We start from the raw sequence: 17,836 nt of genomic DNA on the forward strand, positions 1-17,836 counted from the left end.
CCCAGGGGCCCGCTGGTAGAAAGGACCTCCAGCACCTCTCACGCGCCTGACCCCCGGAGGATCCCGTCATGCCCCTCGCCGACATCCCCCTGCAGACCCTGGCCGGACAGCCCACCTCCCTCGCCGAGTTCGCCGGCAAGGCCGTCCTGCTCGTCAACGTGGCCTCGAAGTGCGGCCTGACGCCGCAGTACACGGGGCTGGAGGAGCTGCAGAAGCATTACGCGGAGCGCGGGTTCACGGTGCTCGGGGTGCCGTGCAACCAGTTCGGCGGGCAGGAGCCGGGCAGCGCGGAGGAGATCCAGACCTTCTGCGCGGTCAACTACGGCGTCTCGTTCCCGCTGCTGGCGAAGATCGAGGTGAACGGTGACGGCCGGCACCCGCTGTACCAGGAGCTGACCGGGCTCGCCGACGGCTCCGGTGAGGCCGGGGACGTGCAGTGGAACTTCGAGAAGTTCCTGATCTCGCCCGCCGGCACCGCCGTGGGCCGGTTCCGGCCGCGCACCACGCCGGACGACGCGGAGCTGGTCGCCGCGATCGAGGCCCAGCTGCCGGCCTGAGCCGTGCGCCGGGCACCTCGCGGCCGCCACCGGGCCGCCATCGGGCCGCGAGGTGCACCGCTCAGCCCAGCAATGCGCTGACCATCATCCCGGGAACGAAGAGCAGGCCGATGAGCCCCAGCCCCAGTGCCAGGGCGCTGAGCACCGGCACGGCGATCACCGGCCAGACGAAGGCCCCGAGCGCCGAATACGGGTCGTCCCGACCGGGCACCAGCAGCAGGGTCAGCACCGGCTTGGGCTTCCAATCCGCGTAGAACAGGGTGTGCTTGTGCACCACGCGGGCGCCGTTCGGCGCGATGTACCAGTACTCGTGGGTGCCCAGCCCCGCGCTGCGGTCGTAACGGGCCTCCACCCGAACGCCCTTGGTCACCGCCCGCCAGAAGGTGGTGACCAGCCTCCGGACTTTCCGGCCCGACTCGAACGACCACCCCAGCGGCAGCACCCCGATCCAGCAGTACCCCGCGGCGGCGGGCTGCCCGACCGCGAAGAACACCGCGCTCTGCACCCCACAGCACCCGACCACCGCCATCCACACCAACGCGCGACCGCTGAACCGCCCCCGCAGCGTCCGCCGCGGCCGAGGCGGCGCCTGCTCGGCCCGCTCCGTGGTGACCGGCGGCGTGTCCGTCACCCCGAGCTTCCGCACCCGCTCGACCTGCTCGCTGACGGCCACCGCGAGCGCTGCGGCCTCCGCCGCCCGGCACCGCAGCTCGAACACCGTCTCCGAGCCGCGCAGCTCCACCCGCACGCGGCCCCGCAGCGACCCGCCACCCAGTGCGACCGCCGCCCCGACCGCCCCGTACGGAATCCGCGTCACCATACCCCCGCGCTCCCACAGCACCGCCGCCTCACCGACCCGCACCGTGGTGCTCCCGGCCCGCACGATCAGCGACGGCGGCGCCGCCACCGACGCGCCTGTGGTCCCCAGTCCTGACGCCATTTCCTGCTCCCCCTCCGAGACGACCCTTGATCATCCCGTTCGGGGCGCCCGCTGCCAAGCGGGTTCCCCGACCGCTCGCCGGTCCGCGGCCGCTCCGCGGCGGACATCGGGCCGGCGGCCACGGGCCCGGTGATCCCCAAGACGGGGTCGCTAGGCTGGCCGGACGCATACCTCGAGAGGACCCCGTCCGGATGGCCAAGAATTCCGCCGCAGCGCGTGCCAAGACGCGCCCGGCCCTGCTGAAACTGACCGGGGTGAGCCGCTCCTACGGCGACCGTGAGGTGCTGCACCCGGTGGACCTGGCGCTGGCGGCCGGCGAGTGCGTCGCGCTGCTCGGCCACAACGGCTCGGGCAAGTCGACCCTGCTGCGGGTCGCGGCCGGGCGTGACCTGCCGACCAAGGGCACGGTCCGCTTCGACGGGCTGCCGATGGACGAGAACGATCCGCGGATCCGGGCCCGGGTCGCGGTGGTCGGCGACACGGTCGCGCACTATCCCGACCTCACGGTGCGCGAGCACCTGCTGCTGGTCGCGGTGGCGCACGGGGTGGCCGACGCCCGGGCGTGGGTGCAGCAGGTGCTGGACGACCGGATGCTCACCGAGCGGGCCGACGCCCTGCCCTCGGCGCTCTCCTCCGGGCAGTTGCAGGCTCTGCTGCTGGCCTGCGCGCTGGTCCGGCCGCGCGATCTGCTGCTGCTCGACGAGCCGGAGCAGCGGCTGGATCCGCAGGCCCGGCGGCGGCTCGCCGAGCTGCTGCGGGCCGAGCTGGCGGACGGCGTGGCGGTCCTGCTGGTGACCCACCACACCGACCTCGCGCGCGAGCTGGCGGACCGGGTGGTGGTGCTGGAGGACGGCCGGATCGTCGCCCAGGGCGCGCCGGGCAGGGTGCTGGGCCAGGGCGACACGGTGGGTGCCAGGTGACCGCCGACTCGCCGGCGGCCGCGCGGGAGACGAGGCCGGCGGACGCGAGTCCCGGGGAGATAGCGCCCGAGGACGACCTGGTCCAGGACCCGGCGCAGCTCGACCCGGAGCACCTCGACCCGGAGCCCGCCGGCGACGGGTGGGGCGACGAGGACGACTGGACCGACGAGACGCTCGTCCTGCTGCGCACGCTGCGCGCACCGCACCGGCTGAACCGGGCCAAGCAGGTCGGCTTCGCGCTCTACTGCGTCCTGCTCATCCTGATCATCTGGGGCGGGGTGCCGAGCCTCGGGCTCTTCCTGCAGGCCTCGATGGGCGCCGACTACACCGGCCACGGCGGCGACCTGCTCGCCGCCATGCCCAGCGGCATCGCCGCCGCCGGGCTGGCCTTCGTGCTGCTCGCGGTCCGCGACGGACTGTGGCGCGGTCCGGTGGTGCCGCCCCGGGCGGCGACCGACTGGCTGCTCGCCCATCCGGTGCGCCCGCGCCCGGTGCTGCGGCCGTGGTTCTGGCTCTCCTGCGGCCTCGCGGTCTTCCCCGGCCTGGTGACGGCGGTGGGCGCGATGGTGGCGCTGGGGCTGATGCTGCGGGTCGGGCTGCCGGCCGCGCTCGGCTGGTGCCTGCTGGGCGGGGCCTGCCTGCCGCTGCTGGCCACCTGCGCCGGGCTGCTGGTGGAGCGCAGCGACACCGCCGCCCGCTGGGTGCGGCGGCTGACCCCGCTGGTGACCGTGCTGGTGCTGCTGCTCGCCGCGCAGAGCGCGCTGGCGGTGGCCGGGCACCGGGTGCACTGGCTGGAGCTGGTCGAGCTGTGGTCGGGCCCGTGGGGCTGGGCCGGGATCGCCGCTCTCGCGCCGACCCGGGGTGCGGTGCCGGGGGCCTGGGTGGCGGCCCTGCTGCTGTTCGGCGGCACCGCGACCGCCCTGTTCTTCGCCGACCGGGCCGCCGGGGCGGTGCCGCTGGGCCGGCTGCGGGAGCGGGCCAGGACCGCCGCCGGCGTGTTCGCCGCGCTGCGCACGGTCGAGCTGCGGGCGGCGCGGCTGGCGGTGACCGGCGCCTCGGGCACCACCCGGCGGCTCTGGATCCGGCTGCCGATGCCGCGCCACGCCTGGCTGGTGGTGCCCTGGCGGGACGCCACCGCGCTGCTCCGCTCCCCCGCCCGGCTCGGCCGCGCGGTGCTGCTCACCGCGCCGGCGGTGCTCTGCGCCGCGCTGGCGCACGGGATCGGCAGCAAGCCGTCGGTGCCGACCACGGCCGTCGCACTGGTCTTCGGCTACCTGGCCGTCGCCCAGCTGCTGGAGCCGGCCCGGATCGAGACGGACGACGTGCGCCGGGCCGCCTGGTCGCCCTACCCGTTCGCCGACCTGATGCTGCGCCACGCGATCGTGCCCGCCCTGGCCGGCGTGCTGATCGCGCTGGTCGGCGCCGGGGCGGCGGTGCTGGCCGGGGCGGGCCCGGCGGTCTGGCTGGCACCCGCCGTGGTGCCGGCCCTGGTGGGCGCCGGGCTGGTGAACACCTGCCGGGGCGTGATGCGGCGCGACCTGATGTACAAGGCGCCGTCCTCCGGTTCCGGCCTTGGCCTCTTCCTCTTCGCCGCCTGGTACGCGGCGGGCCCGGCGGCGGCGGTGCTCGCGCTGACCCTGCCGTTCGCGCAGGCGCTGCGCGCGGACAGCGCGACGACCTGCGGCCAAGCGCTCGGGGTGGGCGTGATGGTGGCGGTGGTGCTGCTCTGGTGGGCGCGGACCCGGGCATCGGAGCTGACCGGACTGTCCCGACCGGCGGCGCAGCAGGACCGCTAGCAGCAGGACCGTCAGCGGCAGGACGGCCGGACCCGGCGGGGTCCGAGGGCGGCGGGGCCCCGGGTTTCGGGCGCCGCCGCCCTCCTCAGTCGGCCACCTCCAGCAGCACCAGCGTGCCCTCGCTGCCGGCCCGCACGGCGTGTCGAGTGCCGGCCGGCACGCAGACCAGCTCTCCCTGACCCACCGTCACCTCCCGGTCCCCCAGTAGGAGTTCCAACCGGCCGTCGAGCACCAGCAGCGCCTCGGCACCGGCGTGCGTCTCCTCCTCGAGGGGCAGCTCGTCCATCCGCAGCACTTTCAGCCGGGCCGTCCCCACCTGCCCCAGCAGCTGGGACCGCCAGGCCTGCGGCAGTGCGGCGGCGGTGTCGGACAGGTTGACGATGTCGTTCAGGTCCATGGACGGCGAAACTACCCACGCGGCGGCGCCCGTTGGTCGACCGTTCGGCAAAATCTCGCGCTGCGCCAGGATGGGGCCGTGATCACCCCGCTGCTCGCACGGCTCGATCGGACGCGGACTTCGCCGCCCTGGACGCCTGGCTCCGCGGCGCGGGTCGGTAGGACCGCTCCGACGGGCCCGGCGGCGGGTGTCACCGAACCGGCGGCCCGACACGTCCCTAGCTGCTGAACGGCCGCGCGTGCGTGCTCCGTATGTCCGTACGTGCGTATGCCCGTACGTGCGTATGCCCGCGCGTGGCCGCCAGTTGTCGACGTCGATGGAGTGTGACACCTTGCCCCAGCAGCATCCCTCCCCAACTCCGCAGCGCCCCCGGGGCCGCACGGTGAGCACCGTCGCGGCGGCCGCCGCCGCGGCGCTGGTGGTGGCCGGCGTGGTGGCACCGGCCGCCGAGGCCGCCGACCAGGGGCGGACCGCCCTGCCGTCCGTCATCCCGAGCTGGCCGACCGACCCGCAGGCGCCCACCGACAACGGTGCCGCCCCGGGCAGTTGGAACCTGTCGTTCCGGGTCTACCTGGCCGGGCAGAACGCGGCGGGCCTGGCCCGGGCCGCCAAGGCCGTCTCCGACCCGGCCGGCCGGAGCTACGCGCACTACCTGACGCCCGCTCAGTTCGCCCAGCACTACGGGCCCACCGCGGCCCAGACGGCGAAGGTCAGCGACTGGCTCGGCGGGCTCGGCATGCACGTCACGGGCAGCAACGCGCACTACCTGTCGGTCAACGGCACCGTGGCCGAGGTGGAGCAGGCGTTCGCCACCTCGCTGCACAGCTACTCCCGCTGGCCGGGCGCCCTCGGGTACGCACCGGTGAGCGGGGTGTCGGTGCCGGCCGCGCTCGGGCACGACATCAGCACGGTGCTCGGCCTCGACAATCCGCTCGACTCCGCTCTGCCCGCCCCGTCCACGGCGGCGGCGGCGGGCAGCACCGCCGCTGCCGCCAAGCCCGTCACCCGCGCCATCACCCGCCCCACCACCCGCGCCCAGGACACCGGTTCCGCCCCGGCCACCGGCGTCACCGACCCCAACGCCGAGCCGTGCTCGCAGTGGTGGGGCCAGAACAGCTCCGCCATCCCCGCGTACAACGGGCAGACCACCGCCATCGACCAGGTCTGCGGCTACACCCCGCAACAGCTGCGCGCCGCCTACGGCGTGACCGACAGCCCGTACACCGGCAAGGGCCGCACGGTCGCCGTGGTGCTGAACGGCGCGCTGCCCACCATGGCGGCCGACGCCAACCGCTTCTTCGCCGCCCACAACGTGCCCGGCTTCGCCCCCGGCCAGTACAGCGAGAACTTCGGCCCGAACTTCGCCGCCACCTGCCGCGGGGAGTCCGACGCGCCCGAGGAGCCGCTGGACGTGGAGTCGATCCACATCGCCGCCCCGGACGCCAAGGTGGTCTACGTCGGCGCCGACTGCGACACCGGGGACGGCGGCTCGCTGGCCTACCTCGACGCGCACACCCGGATCGTCGACCAGCACCTCGCGGACGTGGTGACCGACTCGTTCTCGACGGCCGAGAGCACCAACACGCTGGCGAACATCGCGGCCTGGGACCAGATGTTCGAGCAGGGCGCCCTGGAGGGCATCGGCTTCGACTACGCCTCGGGCGACTACGGCGACGGCGCGACCGGGGTCAACGCGGGCGAGCAGGCGGCGGTCATCTTCCCCGCCTCCGACCAGTGGGCGACCTCCGTCGGCGGCACCACGCTGGAGATCGGCAAGAACAACGAGGTGCTCGACGAACTCGGCTGGGGCAACGACTCGGCGCAGATCAACCCGCAGGGCACCGGCTACCTGTCGCCGCCGCCCGGGCCGTTCATGATGGGCTCGACCGGCGGCCGCAGCGCCCTGATCAACGAGCCGTGGTACCAGAAGGGGGTCGTCCCCGACGCCCTGACGACCGCCGGCGGCACCGCCCCCGCCCACCGCGAGCAGCCGGACATCTCCGCCGACGGCGACCGCGCCACCGGCTGGCTGGTCGGCTACACCACCCCGAACGGCGCCTACCACGAGGAGTTGGGCGCCGGCACCAGCGGCTCCTCGCCGTTGATCGCCGGCCTGGAGGCCGACGCGGCCCAGGCCAGTGGCCACGCCCTCGGCTTCGCGAACCCGCTGCTCTACGCCATGCGCAACACGCCGGCCATCCGCGACATCGTCCCGGCCCCGGCCGGCCAGGCGCCGCTGGCGGTCACCTACATCCCCGACCCGTGGTCGACCCCGCCCTCCGTCGCCAGCTACCTGACCCTGTTCGACCAGGACGGTGCCCTGAAGGCCGCCCCGGGCTACGACGACGTCACCGGCGTCGGCTCGGCCACGGCCGACTTCGTGCGCTTGTTCGCCCGACGCTGACAGCTCACCCCAACAGCTCGCCCTGACAGCCCCGGTGGCCACCATGACGGACGGCCACCGGGGCTGTGACGTGCGGCGTGCACACACCGAAACGACTGCCGCAACCACATGACTGATCGTCACCTGACTGGAAAACAGCCTGCCTTGACGATGAGAACGCCTATCCTTACCCCGCTACGCAGGCGATCTTTTTCCCTCCCCCGCCGAAGCCGGGGGTATCCACGGAGGCATCAGATGAAAGCGGCGTTACTCAAGGCATTCGGCTCCGATCTGTCCGTCGAGACCCTGCCCGACCCGGTCCCGGGCACCGGGGAGACAGTGGTCGACGTCGTGGCGACCGGCGTACTGCCTTACTCGAACGAGGTGTTCAGCGGCGAGCGGCAGTACCTGCTCGACCTGCCGGCGGTGCCGGGGACCGGGGCGGTCGGCCAGGTGCACGCCGTTGGGCCCGACGCCACCCGGCTGGCAGTCGGCGACTGGGTCTACTGCGACCCCACCCTGCGCTCGCGTGACGGCGCGCCGACCCCCGACATCGCGCTGCACGGGCTGATCGCTCGCGGTGACGGTGGCCTGCGCCTGCAGCGGCACTACCGCCAAGGCGGTTTCGCCGAACGGATGTTGATCCCGACCGAGAACGCCGTGCCGCTCGGGCCCCTCGACCCGGCGGACGCCGGGCGGTGGTGTGCGCTCGGCGTGCTGCTGGTGCCGTACGGCGGCCTGCTGGCGGCGGAGCTGCGGGCGGGTGAGACGCTGCTGGTCAGCGGGGCGACCGGGCACTTCGGCAGCGCTGCCGTCGCGGTCGCGCTGGCGATGGGGGCGGGGTGCGTGGTCGCGCCGGGCCGCAACGAACGGGTGCTGGCGGACCTGGTGCGCCGGTTCGGCCCGCGCGTTCGCACCGTGCGGATCACCGGCGACGAGGACACGGACCGCGCGCTGATGCGGCGGGCCGCGCCCGGCCCGATCGACTGCGTGATCGATCTGCTGCCACCCGCCGCCGGGGCGGCCCCGGTGCGGACCGCCGCGATGACCGTGCGCGAGTTCGGCCGCGTCGTCCTGATGGGCGGGGTCGGCATGGCGGGGGACGACGACCTGCGGCTGCCGTACCCGTGGCTGATGCGCAACAGCATCACCGTGCGCGGGCAGTGGATGTACCCGCCCTCGGCCGGCGCGCGTCTGGTCGGGCTGGTCAGGTCCGGGCTGCTGGACCTGACCGAGTTCGACGTCACGGAGTTCGACCTGGACGATGTGAACGACGCCGTCGCGCACGCGGCGACCGCCGGCGGCCCGTTCGAGCAGACGGTGGTCCGCCCTTGAGGTGGCGAGTCGGTGCGGTGGCCGGCGGAAAGGGCCGACGCGACAGGCGAGTTCGAGGATGCCCACAGCTCATAAACTGATGTGGATTTGAATGCTGGCTACATCAGCAGCTGTTGATTTGACTGTGGGGACATGCCAGGCTCACACGGGTCCGCTCCGCCCTCCCGGCGGGCGGCACCCTGCCATGTTCGGCCTCCCACTCTTCAAGGGGCATCGCCTGCGTTTTCGACTTCCGCTGGCCATCGCTGCCGCCGCGGCCGCCGCGCCCTCGCCACCGGGCCCGCTCAGGCCGCCACCCCCGAGCACGACCCCCACCCCCGTACCGGATCGCCCCCTAACCGGCCCCCGGCCTCGCCCCTGAAGAAGCGTCGGGGCACTGCGGGTCGGGCCAGCTGGGCGGCAGGATGCTCCGTGTTCACACCCCGGGTGCCCGACCGGGAGGCCGGAGAGGAGTCCGCCGTGCAACAGGTGGCGCTCGGCTCCGGCGCGCAGGCGCTGGTGCGGGCCGGGCTGGACTGCGCCGGACCGCCGGTCGGCGGGCAGGGCGACGGGCTGGGTAGCGGGTCGGGCGACGGCTCGAGCGGCGGGCAACTGGCGCTGCGGACCGGGGTCTTCGTGGTCGACCCGCCGTTCTTCGGCAACGGCGACGTGGGCCGGGCCGCGGTCTGCGGGGTGGTCAACGAGCTGGCGGCCACCGGGGCCGAGCCGCTGCGGGTCGCCCTGGGCGTGATCGTCGAGGCTGGGCTGCCGGTCAGGCTGCTCCGGCGGCTGGTCCGCTCGATCCGGGAGGCCGCCCGGGAGGCGGGTGTGGCGATCGCCGCGGTGGACACCGAGGTGGTCCGGGCCGGCGAGGCCGACCAGGTCTTCGTCACCGCCACCGCCTTCGGCCTCCACCGGCGCCCCGCACCGCGCCCCACCGCACTGCGGCCGGGCGACCGGATCGTGGTCACCGGCCCGCTCGGCGACCACGCGGCCCACCTGCTGACGCTGCGCGGCGCCCCCGGCCTGGAGCAGTACGTGGACAGCGACTGCGCCCCCCTGGGCGGGCTGCTGGCCACCGTGCTGCCGCGGCCGAGGTACGCCGCGGCGATCGGCGGCGGCGGGCTCGCGGCGGTGCTGGACTCCTGCGCGGCGGCCCGCGGCCTGACCCTGCGGATCACCCGGGCGGCGCTGCCGGTCCGCCACCAGACCCGGATCGCGCTCGGCCTGCAGGGCCTGGACCCGCTGCGCGCCGGGTGTGCGGGCAGCCTGTGCCTCTTCGTGCCGCCCGAGCACGTGACGGCCGTGCTGCGCCGGCTGCGGGCCCATCCGCAGGGCCGGCTGGCCGCCGACATCGGCGAGGTGACCGACCGTCCGCTGCCGGCGGTGGAGTTGCTCGGCGCCGACGGCGCGGTGCACCCGCTGGACCGCCCGCGGGCGCCGGGGCCGGTGCGGCTGCGGTAGGGGCGGGTCGGGTCGGGGTCGGGGCGGACTGGGGTCGGATCGGGGCAGTTCGGGGCCACCCCGTCCCTGACAGGGGTTCCCCGCGCCCGGCCGGGAGGTTCCGTTCGTATTCCGAGCGCCGCTCTGTCAAGCGGCACCAGTGGCACAAGTTGCCACGCAGCTAGTTGCCGCCGTCACCGGCTGGCCACCCGTCCACCGGCCCGCCCACCATGGAGCGGGACAAGGAGATGCCACATGACAGTGCACAGTGAGACCACACCGGTCCGCCGGCCGCATGACGAGGGCGCCCGGCATCTGATCCACTGTCCCTCCTCGTGGGAGCACTACCTGTTGGACGCCCCGAGCCTGGGCGCCGAGCACTTCGTGCTGGTCGGCGACCTGCCGGTGCGCCACCCGCTGTTCAACGACGGGCCCGGGTACTTCCACGACGCCCAGCTCGCCACCGAGGCGGTCACCGAGATCGGCGCCTTCGTGGGCCACCGCTACTTCGGCGTGCCCGAGGACCGCACCGGCCTGTTCCACCGGTTCGCCCTGGAGCTCACCGAACTCACCGCCTGGCGCGCGCTGTCCGGCGGGTTCGGCGACGGCGCCGCGCGGATCGCCACCGAGATCACCGCGGTGCCGACCAACATCATGAACGAGGTGCCGCGCTGCCTGGAGCTGCGCCTGGAGATCCGGATCGACGACATCCTGTGCGGGCGCGGCTCGGCCGGGCTGATCTTCCTGATGCCCAAGCTCTACCGCAACCACCTGGCCACCAGCCGCCGGGTGTTCGGTGAGACGCCCGAGCTGGCCGACCGTCCGGACGGCCGCCCCTGCCCGGCCCGGCCCGTCGAGGTGGGCCGCACCCGGCCGGAGAACGTGGTGGTCAGCGAGCCCGTCGCGGATGCCCGGGGCCGGTTCTGCAACTGGCTGCTGACCGAGGGCGTCAGCCCCGTGGTGCGTGGCCTGCAAGGGGAGTTGACGGGGCTGCACCTGCTGGAGGCGCTGCGCCAGTCGGCCGTGCTCGCGGCCGGACGGAGCGCCGGACTCGACCCGGCCCGCTGCACCCTGGCCGGCTCCGAGGTCGACTTCCGCGCGCAGGCCGCGCTCGACCTGCCGCTGCGCTGCGTCGCGGTGCCCGGCACCCGGACCCACGACGGACACGGGCGCCCGGCCGTGCCCGTCACCCTGACGGTGACCCAGCACCGGCGCGCCGTGGCCGAGGCGCGGCTCACCGTCGTGCAGGACCTCTGAGCGGCGAGCCGATGCGGTTCCGGATCCTTGGCCCGCTGGAGCTGCTGGCCGGCCCTGGCGCCGAGCCGGTGGCCCCCAGCGCCACGAAGCTGCGGGTGGTGCTCGGCACCCTGCTGGTGCGCGCCAACCAGGTCGTCTCGGCGGAGGACCTGATCGACGAACTCTGGCCCACCGCGCCGCCGCGCACGGCCACCACCACGCTCCAGGTGTACATTTCGCAGCTGCGCAAGCTGCTGCACAGCGTCGACCCGGTGGCCGGGCGCGGCCTGCTGGAGACCCGGGCGCCCGGGTACGCGCTGCGGGCCACGGCGCGGACCCTCGACGCGCTGCACTTCGAGGAGCTGCTGACGCAAGGTCAGTACGCTTCTGTGACTGGCGACTTCGAGGCGGCGGCGGAGCTGTGCGGGCAGGCCTCGGGGCTGTGGCGCGGCTCGCTGCTGGCCGACCTGCCGCCCGGCCTGCTGCTGGAACGGGCCGCGCGGCGGCTGTCCGAGCTGCGGGCCACCGCGCTGGACGAGCGGGTGCGCGCCGAGCTGCGACTGGGCCGGCACCGCGACCTGGTCGCCGAGTTGCAGTCACTGGTGGCCGAGCACCCGCTGCGCGAGGAGTTCCACGGCCACCTGATGACGGCCTACTACCGCTGCGGGCGGCAGGCCGAGGCGCTGCGCGTGTTCGCGCTGCTGCGGGCCTCGCTGGTGGCCGAGTTGGGCGTCGAGCCGGGCCCCGGACTGCGCGAGCTGCATCTGCGGATCCTGCGCGGCGACGCGGCCCTGCTGCGGGCCGACGGCGGACGGGAGGCGGCCACCGGCACCAGCACCGGCACCGGCACCAGCACCAGCACCAGCACCAGCACCAGCACCGATACCGCCACCGGCGAGCTGCCAGTGCCCACCGGAGCGCCTGCCCGGTCGCGCCCGCTCGGCACCCGACTGCCGCCCGCCGACCCGCTCTTCACCGGACGGACCGCCGAACTCGCCGAGCTGGAACGGCTGCTGCGCCCCGAGAGCGGAAGCGGGGCCGCCGTGGCGGTGTGCGGGCAGGCCGGGGCCGGCAAGACCGCGCTGGCGATCGCGGCGGCGCACCGGCTCGCCGATGCCTTCCCGGACGGGCGGGTGCTGCTGGCGGCCGGTTCGACCCCGGCCGGCGCGGCGCAGGCGGCGGACCTGCCGGAGCGGCTGGCCGGGCAGCGGGTCCTGGTGCTGCTGGACGACGCGGTCGGCGCCGAGCAGGTCCGGGCGCTGCTGCCGGTCCCGCCGGGCTGCGCCGTGCTGGTCACCAGCCGCCGTCGGCTCACCGGGCTGCCGGGCCTGCGCAGCCTGACCCTGGGCGGCTTCACCCCGGGCGAGTCGCAGCAACTGCTCACCGGGGCGGGCGAACCCGCCGGGACCGCCCGGTCCACCGACCCCGGCGAGCCGGCCGAGCCCGCCGAACTCGCCGAACTCGCCGAGCTGTGCGGACACCTCCCGCTGGCCGTGCGGATCGTGGCCGATCTGCTGGCCGACCGGCCGCACTGGAGCCCGGACTGGCTGGCCCGGCAGCTGCGCGCCGAGTCGGAGCGGCTCGACTGGCTGCGGATCGGCGAGCTCGACGTACGGGAGCGATTGCTGACGGCCCATCAGCTCGTCGGCGCGGCCGAGCGCCGGGCCCTGGGTCTGCTCGGCCTGCTGCCGCCCGGCGGCTTCGACCTGCCCGTCGCCGTCGCGCTGCTCGACTCCGACCGTCCGGCGGCGCTGCGGACGCTGGAGGAACTGGTGGGCGCCGGCCTGCTGGAGGCGTACCGGACGCCGTCCGGGGTGGCCTACCGGCTGCCCGAGCTGCCTCGGCTGCTCGCCGCCGAGCAGGTGGCCGCGCAGCTGACGCCCGGTGAGCTGCGGTCCGCCACCGAGCGGATGTGCCTGGCCTTCGCCTCGGCCGCCGAGGCCGGGGCGGGGTCCGGGGCGGGGCTGGGAACGGGGTCCGAGGCGGAGTCCGGGGCGCGGCGGGCGACGCTGGTGCGGGTCGCCAGGACGGCGCACGAGCACGGGCTGTGGGAGCTGACCGTCCGGCTCGCCGAGGCGCTCACGCCCCGGCTGGAGCGGGAGGCCGCCTGGACGGACTGGTCCCAGACCCACACCCTGGCCCTGGACGCCGCCGAACGCTGCGCCGACCTGGCCGCCCAGGCCCGGCTGCTGCGCTCGCTGGGCGACCTGGCCTGGCAGCGCCGCCAGGCCGCGCGGGCCCGCGAGTGCTACCAGCGGGCCGGCACGGCCGCGCGGGCCGTGGGCGACCAGGAGGAGTACGCGCTGGCGCTCGTCGGGCTGGCCCAACTCCACCTGGACGAGGGCACCCTGGCCGAAGCCGGGGAACTGCTCGAACCCGCGCTGGCCGCGCTCGGCGGTCCGGCCCACGGCCGGGGCCGCTACGAGGCGAACCGGGCGCTGGCGCTGCTCGCGCTGGCCCGCGACGCACCGGCCGCGGCCGCCGGCTACTTCTCCGAGTGCCTGGAACTCGCGGGCACCCTGCGGGACCGGCGGCTGGAGGCGTACGCCCGCCGCTCGCTGCGGGCACTGGCCAGCGGCACGGACCCACCGGGCATCGAACTGCGCCCGGGAGTCTGGCGGTTGGCGCCGCACTCGGTCATCCGAGCGGACCCGCGCGGCCGTCCGGTGCCGGTCGGCCACCGCTGACCCGTCGGCGCCGGACGAACGGCGGGCCGGCCCAGCACACCCGGGGCCGCGCGGCCCGAGGATCGGAAAGACCATCGACAGACAGGGGGACCGGATGTCCGGCACACAGCGGCAGGGCCAGGTACCGCCGAGCGGCGGCGCGCTGGTCGGGCGGGAGTTGGAGCTGATCCAGCTCGCGGCCCGGCTGCAGGACCCGACCGTCCGGCTGCTCACCCTGACCGGGCCCGCCGGAGTGGGCAAGAGCGCGCTGGCGGCCCGGGTGCTGCCACGGGTCGCGGCCGACTTCACCGAGGTGCGCTGGGTCGAGCCGGCCGCCGGTGTCCCGCTGCTCGCGACCGAGGGACTGGCGGGGCTGAGCGCCGACACCGCCATCGGTAGCGCCGACGGCCGGACCCTGCTGGTGCTCGACGGCTGCGACCACCTGGCCCGGCCGTCCGCCGCCGACCTCACCCGGCTGCTCGCCGAGCTGCCCGGCCTGGTGGTGCTGGCGACCTGCCTGGAACCGCTGCGGGTCTACCAGGAGCGGCTGGTGCCGGTGCGCCCGCTGCCGGTGCCCGAGCCCGGCGAGGCTGATCCCCAGGCGCTCGGCCGGCTGCCGTCGGTCGCGCTCTTCGTCCGCCGGGCCCGGGACGCCGCGCCCGGGTTCGACCTGACCGCCGAGAACGCGGGCGCCGTCGGGCAGCTCTGCGCCCGGCTCGGCGGGCTGCCACTGGCGGTGGAGCTGGCCGCCGAGCGGCTGCGGCTCTTCCCCGTGCAGCTGCTGGCGGCCCGGCTGAGCGAGCGCACCACGGGCCTGACCGGCGGACCCGCCACCGCGCCCGAGCGGCACCGCTCGCTCGCCGCACTGGCCGCCTGGAGCTGCCAGGGACTGGCCGCCGAGACCCGCGCCCTGCTGGACGAAGTCGCCGTCCACCAGGGCGGCTTCGGGCTCGCGACGGTGGGCCGCAGCAAGGAGGGCGCGCTGGAGGCGCTGATCGACCGGAACCTGGTCGAGGTCACCGAGCAGCAGCAGGGCGAGCCGAGGTTCGCCGTGCCGGAGCCCGTCCGCTCCTACCTGCTGGACGACCTGGCCGACAGCGGCCGCCTGGCGGCGGTCCAGGACACCCACGCCGAGCGGTTCCGCAGGCTGCTGGCGAGCGTCGAGCCACGGCTGGCCGGCACCGAACAGGCGCTCTGGCTGCGCGCCCTGGCCGCCGAGACGGCCAACATCGAGGCGGCGCTGGACCGGCTGGCGGAGCGCGGCGAGCGCGAGGCCGCCGCGGCGCTGCTGCTCGCCTGCCGGCTGCCCTGGCTGGTGCAGGGCAGGCTGCGCGAGGGGCTCGACTGGTGCGACCGGCTGGCCGGCGAGGACGGGCCGGCGCTGCCGACCGCGCTGCGGGTGCGGCTGGTCGACCTGGCGGGGTGCTTCGCCGCCGCGCTCGGTGACTCGGCCGACGCGGTGCTGCGGCACCGCCGGGCCCTGGCGCTCGGCAAGGAGCTGGGCGACCGGCGCCAGTCCGCGCTCTGCTCGGCCCATCTGGGCGAGGCGCTGCTGGCGGCCGGCGACCTGGTGGGCGCGCAGAGCGTGCTGGTGACGGCGCTGGCCACGCTGGAGTCGGTGGGCGCGGCCGGTCCGGCGGCCGAGGCGGCCACCGCGCTGGCCCGGGTGCTGCGCGCGCAGGGTGACCGGCGCAAGGCGCGCGAGCTGCTGGACCGGGCCGAGGAGAGCTGCCGGCGCCGCCGGGACGGCCGGGGCCTGGCCCAGGCGCTGCGCGAGGCGGCGGCCTTCGCCGTCGAGGAGGGCGAGCCGCTGCTGGCCGACCGGGCGCTGCGCGAGTGCCTGCGGCTGGCCGAGGCGACCGGCGAGCGCAGTGAACTTCCGCTGTTCCTCGACGATTTCGCACTGAACCTGGGCCGTCTGCGGCTGGAGCAGCAGCCGCGCGCGGTGCGGCTGCTGACCGCCGCGGCGACCCTGCGCGGCGCGCTCGGCAGCCGGCTCAGCCAGCCGCGCGCAGCCGTGCTGGCCGAGGAACTGGCGGGCCTGGAGACCCGGTTGACCTGGCACGCGTATGCCACCGCGGGCGCCGAGGGGCGGCGGCTGACCCCGGCCGGCATGCTGGCCGAGGCGCTCGCGACGCCCGTGCCGACCGTGGACCCGAGCGGCGCGCAGCCGCCGGGCGAGAACGACGGGGTGACCTTGACGCCACGTCAGATCCAGGTCGCGATGCTGATCTCGGAAGGTCTGACGAACCGTCAGATCGCGGCTCGCCTGGAGATCTCGGAGTGGACGGTGGTCAACCACGTGCGCCAGGTGATGCGCCGGCTGAACTGCACCTCACGGGTGCAGGTGGCCTGGTCGGCGGGGCGGTGGACGTGATGGCCGCGACGCAGTCGAAGGAGCTGTCCGGGGTGGCCGCGCGGCTGCGGGTGCCGACGGCGGTCGCGGACCGGTTCCGCGCCGCCGGGTGGTGGCGCGAGGAGACCTTCCTGCACGACCTCTACCGCACCGCGGCGCTCGACCCGGCCAGGCCCGCGATCGTCGCGGACCGCTCCCAGCGCCCCGAGGGCAGCCGTCGGATCACCCTGAGCTATGCCCAACTCGCCGGGTATGTGGACCGGTTCGCCGCCGCACTGGCCTCGCTCGGGATCACCGCCGGCGACCCGGTGGCCTACCAGCTGCCCAACTGGTGGGAGACCGCCGCGCTCACCCTGGCCTGCCTGCGGCTGGGCGCGCTGGCCGTGCCGGTGCTGCCCACCGTCCGGACGCACGGCCTGAACCGGATCCTGACCGCCAGCCGGGCCCGCCTCTGCGTGGTGCCGGACGTCTGGGACGGCTTCCCGCACGCCGAGGCGCTGGCCGGCCTGGCGCCCGCGCTGCCCTGGCTGCGGCACCGGGTGGTGCTCGGCACGGCGGGCCCCGGCGGTGCGGCGGGCCACGGTGGAACGGTGGGCCACGGAACGGTGGGCTCCAGTGGTGCGGTGGACTTCGAGCGGTACTTCCTGCGCAGCCCGCACGAGCGGCGCACCGCGCTGCCCGACCTGACCGCCGCGCCCGGCCAGGGCGACGCCTCGCCGGCCGACCGGGCCGGACTGCTGGTCACGGTGATGGGCCTGCCCGACTCGTTCAGCTCGCTGCTGCACTCCCCCAACACCCTCTACGCGAACGCGAGCACCCAACTCGACCCGCAGGGGCCCGGGATGCGGCCCGGCGAGGCCTTCTACTGCCCGCTGCCGCTCACTTCGCTGGCCTCACTGATCTACACCGTGTACTGGCCGCTGGCGGTCGGCGGCACGGGGGTCTACCAGGACGTCTGGGACCCGGTGCGCTGCCTGGAGTTGCTGGCCGCCGCCCGGGTCGACCAGGTGTACGCGGCGCCGGTCTACTGGGCCGAGCTGCTGACCGCCCAGCGCCACACACCCAGCACGCTGGACGCGCTGCGGCTGATCCTGTGCGGCGGGCGCACCAGCACACCGCCCGAACTGCCGGGCGAGCTGGCGGCGGCGTTCGGGGTGCCGGTGCGAACCGTCTGGGGAGCACCGGAGTTGGGGATGGGCACCCTGGCGGACCCGGTGGCCGGGCAGGGCGCGCTGCTGCCGGCCGGGCTGGAGCTGGCGCTGGGCGGCGAACCGTCCCGGCTGCTGGCGCGCGGCCCGCAACTCTGCCTGGCCCGCTGGCCGCACGGCGATCCGGCGCCCGAGGTGACCTGGCAGCAGCACGACGGCTGGCTGGACACCGGGGACAGCGCCGCGGCGGACGGGCACGGCGGACTGCGGGTGGTGGCGCACGCGGGCGAGCGGACCGGGAGCATCTTCATGGTGCCGGTCGCCGAGGTCGAGGAGGGGCTGCTGGCCCACCCGCTGGTCCAGGACGCCGCCGTGGTCTCCTACACCGACGCCGAGTACGGCGAACTGCCGTGCGCGGTGGTGATTCCGGTCGCCCAGGCCACTCCGCCGGGGCTGGTCGCGCTGCGCGAGCACCTGGCTGCCCGGGGCCTGGCCGAGGCCTTCCGGCCGACCCGGCTGGAGCTGGTCGGTTCGCTGCCGTACGACGCGCACGGCGCCGTCCGCAAGGACGTGCTGCGCGGCTGGCTCGAACGGTTGCGCCCGGGGGTGCCGCGCTCGGCGCCGAGCTGAACGGTCGGCCGAGCTGAGCAGGCCTTCCAGGTAGTCGGCCGGGCTGGCTG

Annotated in this window: 12 protein-coding genes; 10 read left to right on the plus strand and 2 right to left on the minus strand. The window is 75.5% G+C overall.

The genetic code is table 11. The features are described from left to right. Positions 1 to 68 precede the first annotated feature (68 nt). On the plus strand, positions 69 to 557 hold the full coding sequence (locus OG403_RS07210; protein WP_329562383.1) for a glutathione peroxidase: 489 nt from the start codon (positions 69 to 71) through the stop codon (positions 555 to 557). A gap of 61 nt (positions 558 to 618) precedes the next feature. Here OG403_RS07210 and OG403_RS07215 read toward each other — a convergent pair whose 3' ends face one another. After that, positions 619 to 1,497 (minus strand): hypothetical protein, encoded by an 879-nt coding sequence (locus OG403_RS07215; RefSeq protein ID WP_329562385.1) that lies wholly within the window; start codon positions 1,495 to 1,497, stop codon positions 619 to 621. 191 nt (positions 1,498 to 1,688) lie between these two features. Here OG403_RS07215 and OG403_RS07220 point away from each other — a divergent pair, with 191 nt between their 5' ends. Further along, the gene (locus OG403_RS07220) at positions 1,689 to 2,417 is read left to right on the plus strand and encodes an ABC transporter ATP-binding protein (protein ID WP_329562387.1); all 729 of its coding nucleotides are present in this window, start codon (positions 1,689 to 1,691) and stop codon (positions 2,415 to 2,417) included. Further along, positions 2,414 to 4,213 (plus strand): hypothetical protein, encoded by a 1,800-nt coding sequence (locus OG403_RS07225; RefSeq protein ID WP_329562388.1) that lies wholly within the window; start codon positions 2,414 to 2,416, stop codon positions 4,211 to 4,213. The genes OG403_RS07220 and OG403_RS07225 overlap by 4 nt, the downstream gene beginning before the upstream one ends. Before the next feature lie 85 nt (positions 4,214 to 4,298). Here the strand turns inward: OG403_RS07225 and OG403_RS07230 are convergent, their stop codons facing one another. After that, positions 4,299 to 4,610, minus strand: coding sequence for a cupin domain-containing protein (locus OG403_RS07230; RefSeq protein ID WP_329562390.1), 312 nt, complete (start codon positions 4,608 to 4,610; stop codon positions 4,299 to 4,301). A 331-nt stretch (positions 4,611 to 4,941) separates the two neighbouring features. Between OG403_RS07230 and OG403_RS07235 the strand changes: the two genes are divergently transcribed. The 7 genes from OG403_RS07235 (at position 4,942) to OG403_RS07265 (ending at position 17,786) form a co-directional block, all read left to right on the plus strand. Continuing rightward, positions 4,942 to 7,014, plus strand: a complete 2,073-nt coding sequence (locus tag OG403_RS07235; protein ID WP_329562391.1) for a S53 family peptidase — start codon at positions 4,942 to 4,944, stop codon at positions 7,012 to 7,014. 234 nt (positions 7,015 to 7,248) lie between these two features. Further along, positions 7,249 to 8,328 carry a zinc-binding alcohol dehydrogenase family protein gene (locus OG403_RS07240; RefSeq protein WP_329562393.1) on the plus strand — a complete coding sequence of 360 codons (1,080 nt, stop codon included), beginning with the start codon at positions 7,249 to 7,251 and terminating at the stop codon, positions 8,326 to 8,328. A gap of 411 nt (positions 8,329 to 8,739) precedes the next feature. After that, the gene (locus OG403_RS07245) at positions 8,740 to 9,771 is read left to right on the plus strand and encodes an AIR synthase-related protein (RefSeq protein WP_329562394.1); all 1,032 of its coding nucleotides are present in this window, start codon (positions 8,740 to 8,742) and stop codon (positions 9,769 to 9,771) included. Between the two features lie 234 nt (positions 9,772 to 10,005). Next, positions 10,006 to 11,007, plus strand: a complete 1,002-nt coding sequence (locus OG403_RS07250) for an AfsA-related hotdog domain-containing protein (RefSeq protein WP_329562395.1) — start codon at positions 10,006 to 10,008, stop codon at positions 11,005 to 11,007. Between the two features lie 11 nt (positions 11,008 to 11,018). Continuing rightward, positions 11,019 to 13,673 carry an AfsR/SARP family transcriptional regulator gene (locus OG403_RS07255; RefSeq protein ID WP_329562397.1) on the plus strand — a complete coding sequence of 885 codons (2,655 nt, stop codon included), beginning with the start codon at positions 11,019 to 11,021 and terminating at the stop codon, positions 13,671 to 13,673. Positions 13,674 to 13,767: 94 nt separating this feature from the next. Next, a complete protein-coding gene (locus OG403_RS07260; protein WP_329562399.1) occupies positions 13,768 to 16,029 on the plus strand; it encodes a helix-turn-helix transcriptional regulator in 2,262 nt (753 codons plus the stop codon). Continuing rightward, positions 16,029 to 17,786 carry an AMP-binding protein gene (locus OG403_RS07265; protein WP_329562400.1) on the plus strand — a complete coding sequence of 586 codons (1,758 nt, stop codon included), beginning with the start codon at positions 16,029 to 16,031 and terminating at the stop codon, positions 17,784 to 17,786. Before OG403_RS07260 ends, OG403_RS07265 begins: the two co-directional genes overlap by 1 nt. The last annotated feature ends 50 nt before the right edge of the window (positions 17,787 to 17,836 follow it).

Origin of the sequence: Kitasatospora sp. NBC_01266, assembly GCF_036242395.1 — a bacterium.
Lineage (GTDB): Bacteria > Actinomycetota > Actinomycetes > Streptomycetales > Streptomycetaceae > Kitasatospora.

Excerpts from the sequence above, each read along its gene's own strand:
- OG403_RS07255 (WP_329562397.1), top strand. The coding sequence starts at position 11,019 with ATGCGGTTCCGGATCCTTGGCCCGCTGGAGCTGCTGGCCGGCCCTGGC.
- OG403_RS07260 (WP_329562399.1), top strand. The coding sequence starts at position 13,768 with ATGTCCGGCACACAGCGGCAGGGCCAGGTACCGCCGAGCGGCGGCGCG.
- OG403_RS07220 (WP_329562387.1), top strand. The coding sequence starts at position 1,689 with ATGGCCAAGAATTCCGCCGCAGCGCGTGCCAAGACGCGCCCGGCCCTG.
- OG403_RS07215 (WP_329562385.1), bottom strand. The coding sequence starts at position 1,497 with ATGGCGTCAGGACTGGGGACCACAGGCGCGTCGGTGGCGGCGCCGCCG.
- OG403_RS07265 (WP_329562400.1), top strand. The coding sequence starts at position 16,029 with ATGGCCGCGACGCAGTCGAAGGAGCTGTCCGGGGTGGCCGCGCGGCTG.
- OG403_RS07240 (WP_329562393.1), top strand. The coding sequence starts at position 7,249 with ATGAAAGCGGCGTTACTCAAGGCATTCGGCTCCGATCTGTCCGTCGAG.
- OG403_RS07230 (WP_329562390.1), bottom strand. The coding sequence starts at position 4,610 with ATGGACCTGAACGACATCGTCAACCTGTCCGACACCGCCGCCGCACTG.
- OG403_RS07210 (WP_329562383.1), top strand. The coding sequence starts at position 69 with ATGCCCCTCGCCGACATCCCCCTGCAGACCCTGGCCGGACAGCCCACC.
- OG403_RS07250 (WP_329562395.1), top strand. The coding sequence starts at position 10,006 with ATGACAGTGCACAGTGAGACCACACCGGTCCGCCGGCCGCATGACGAG.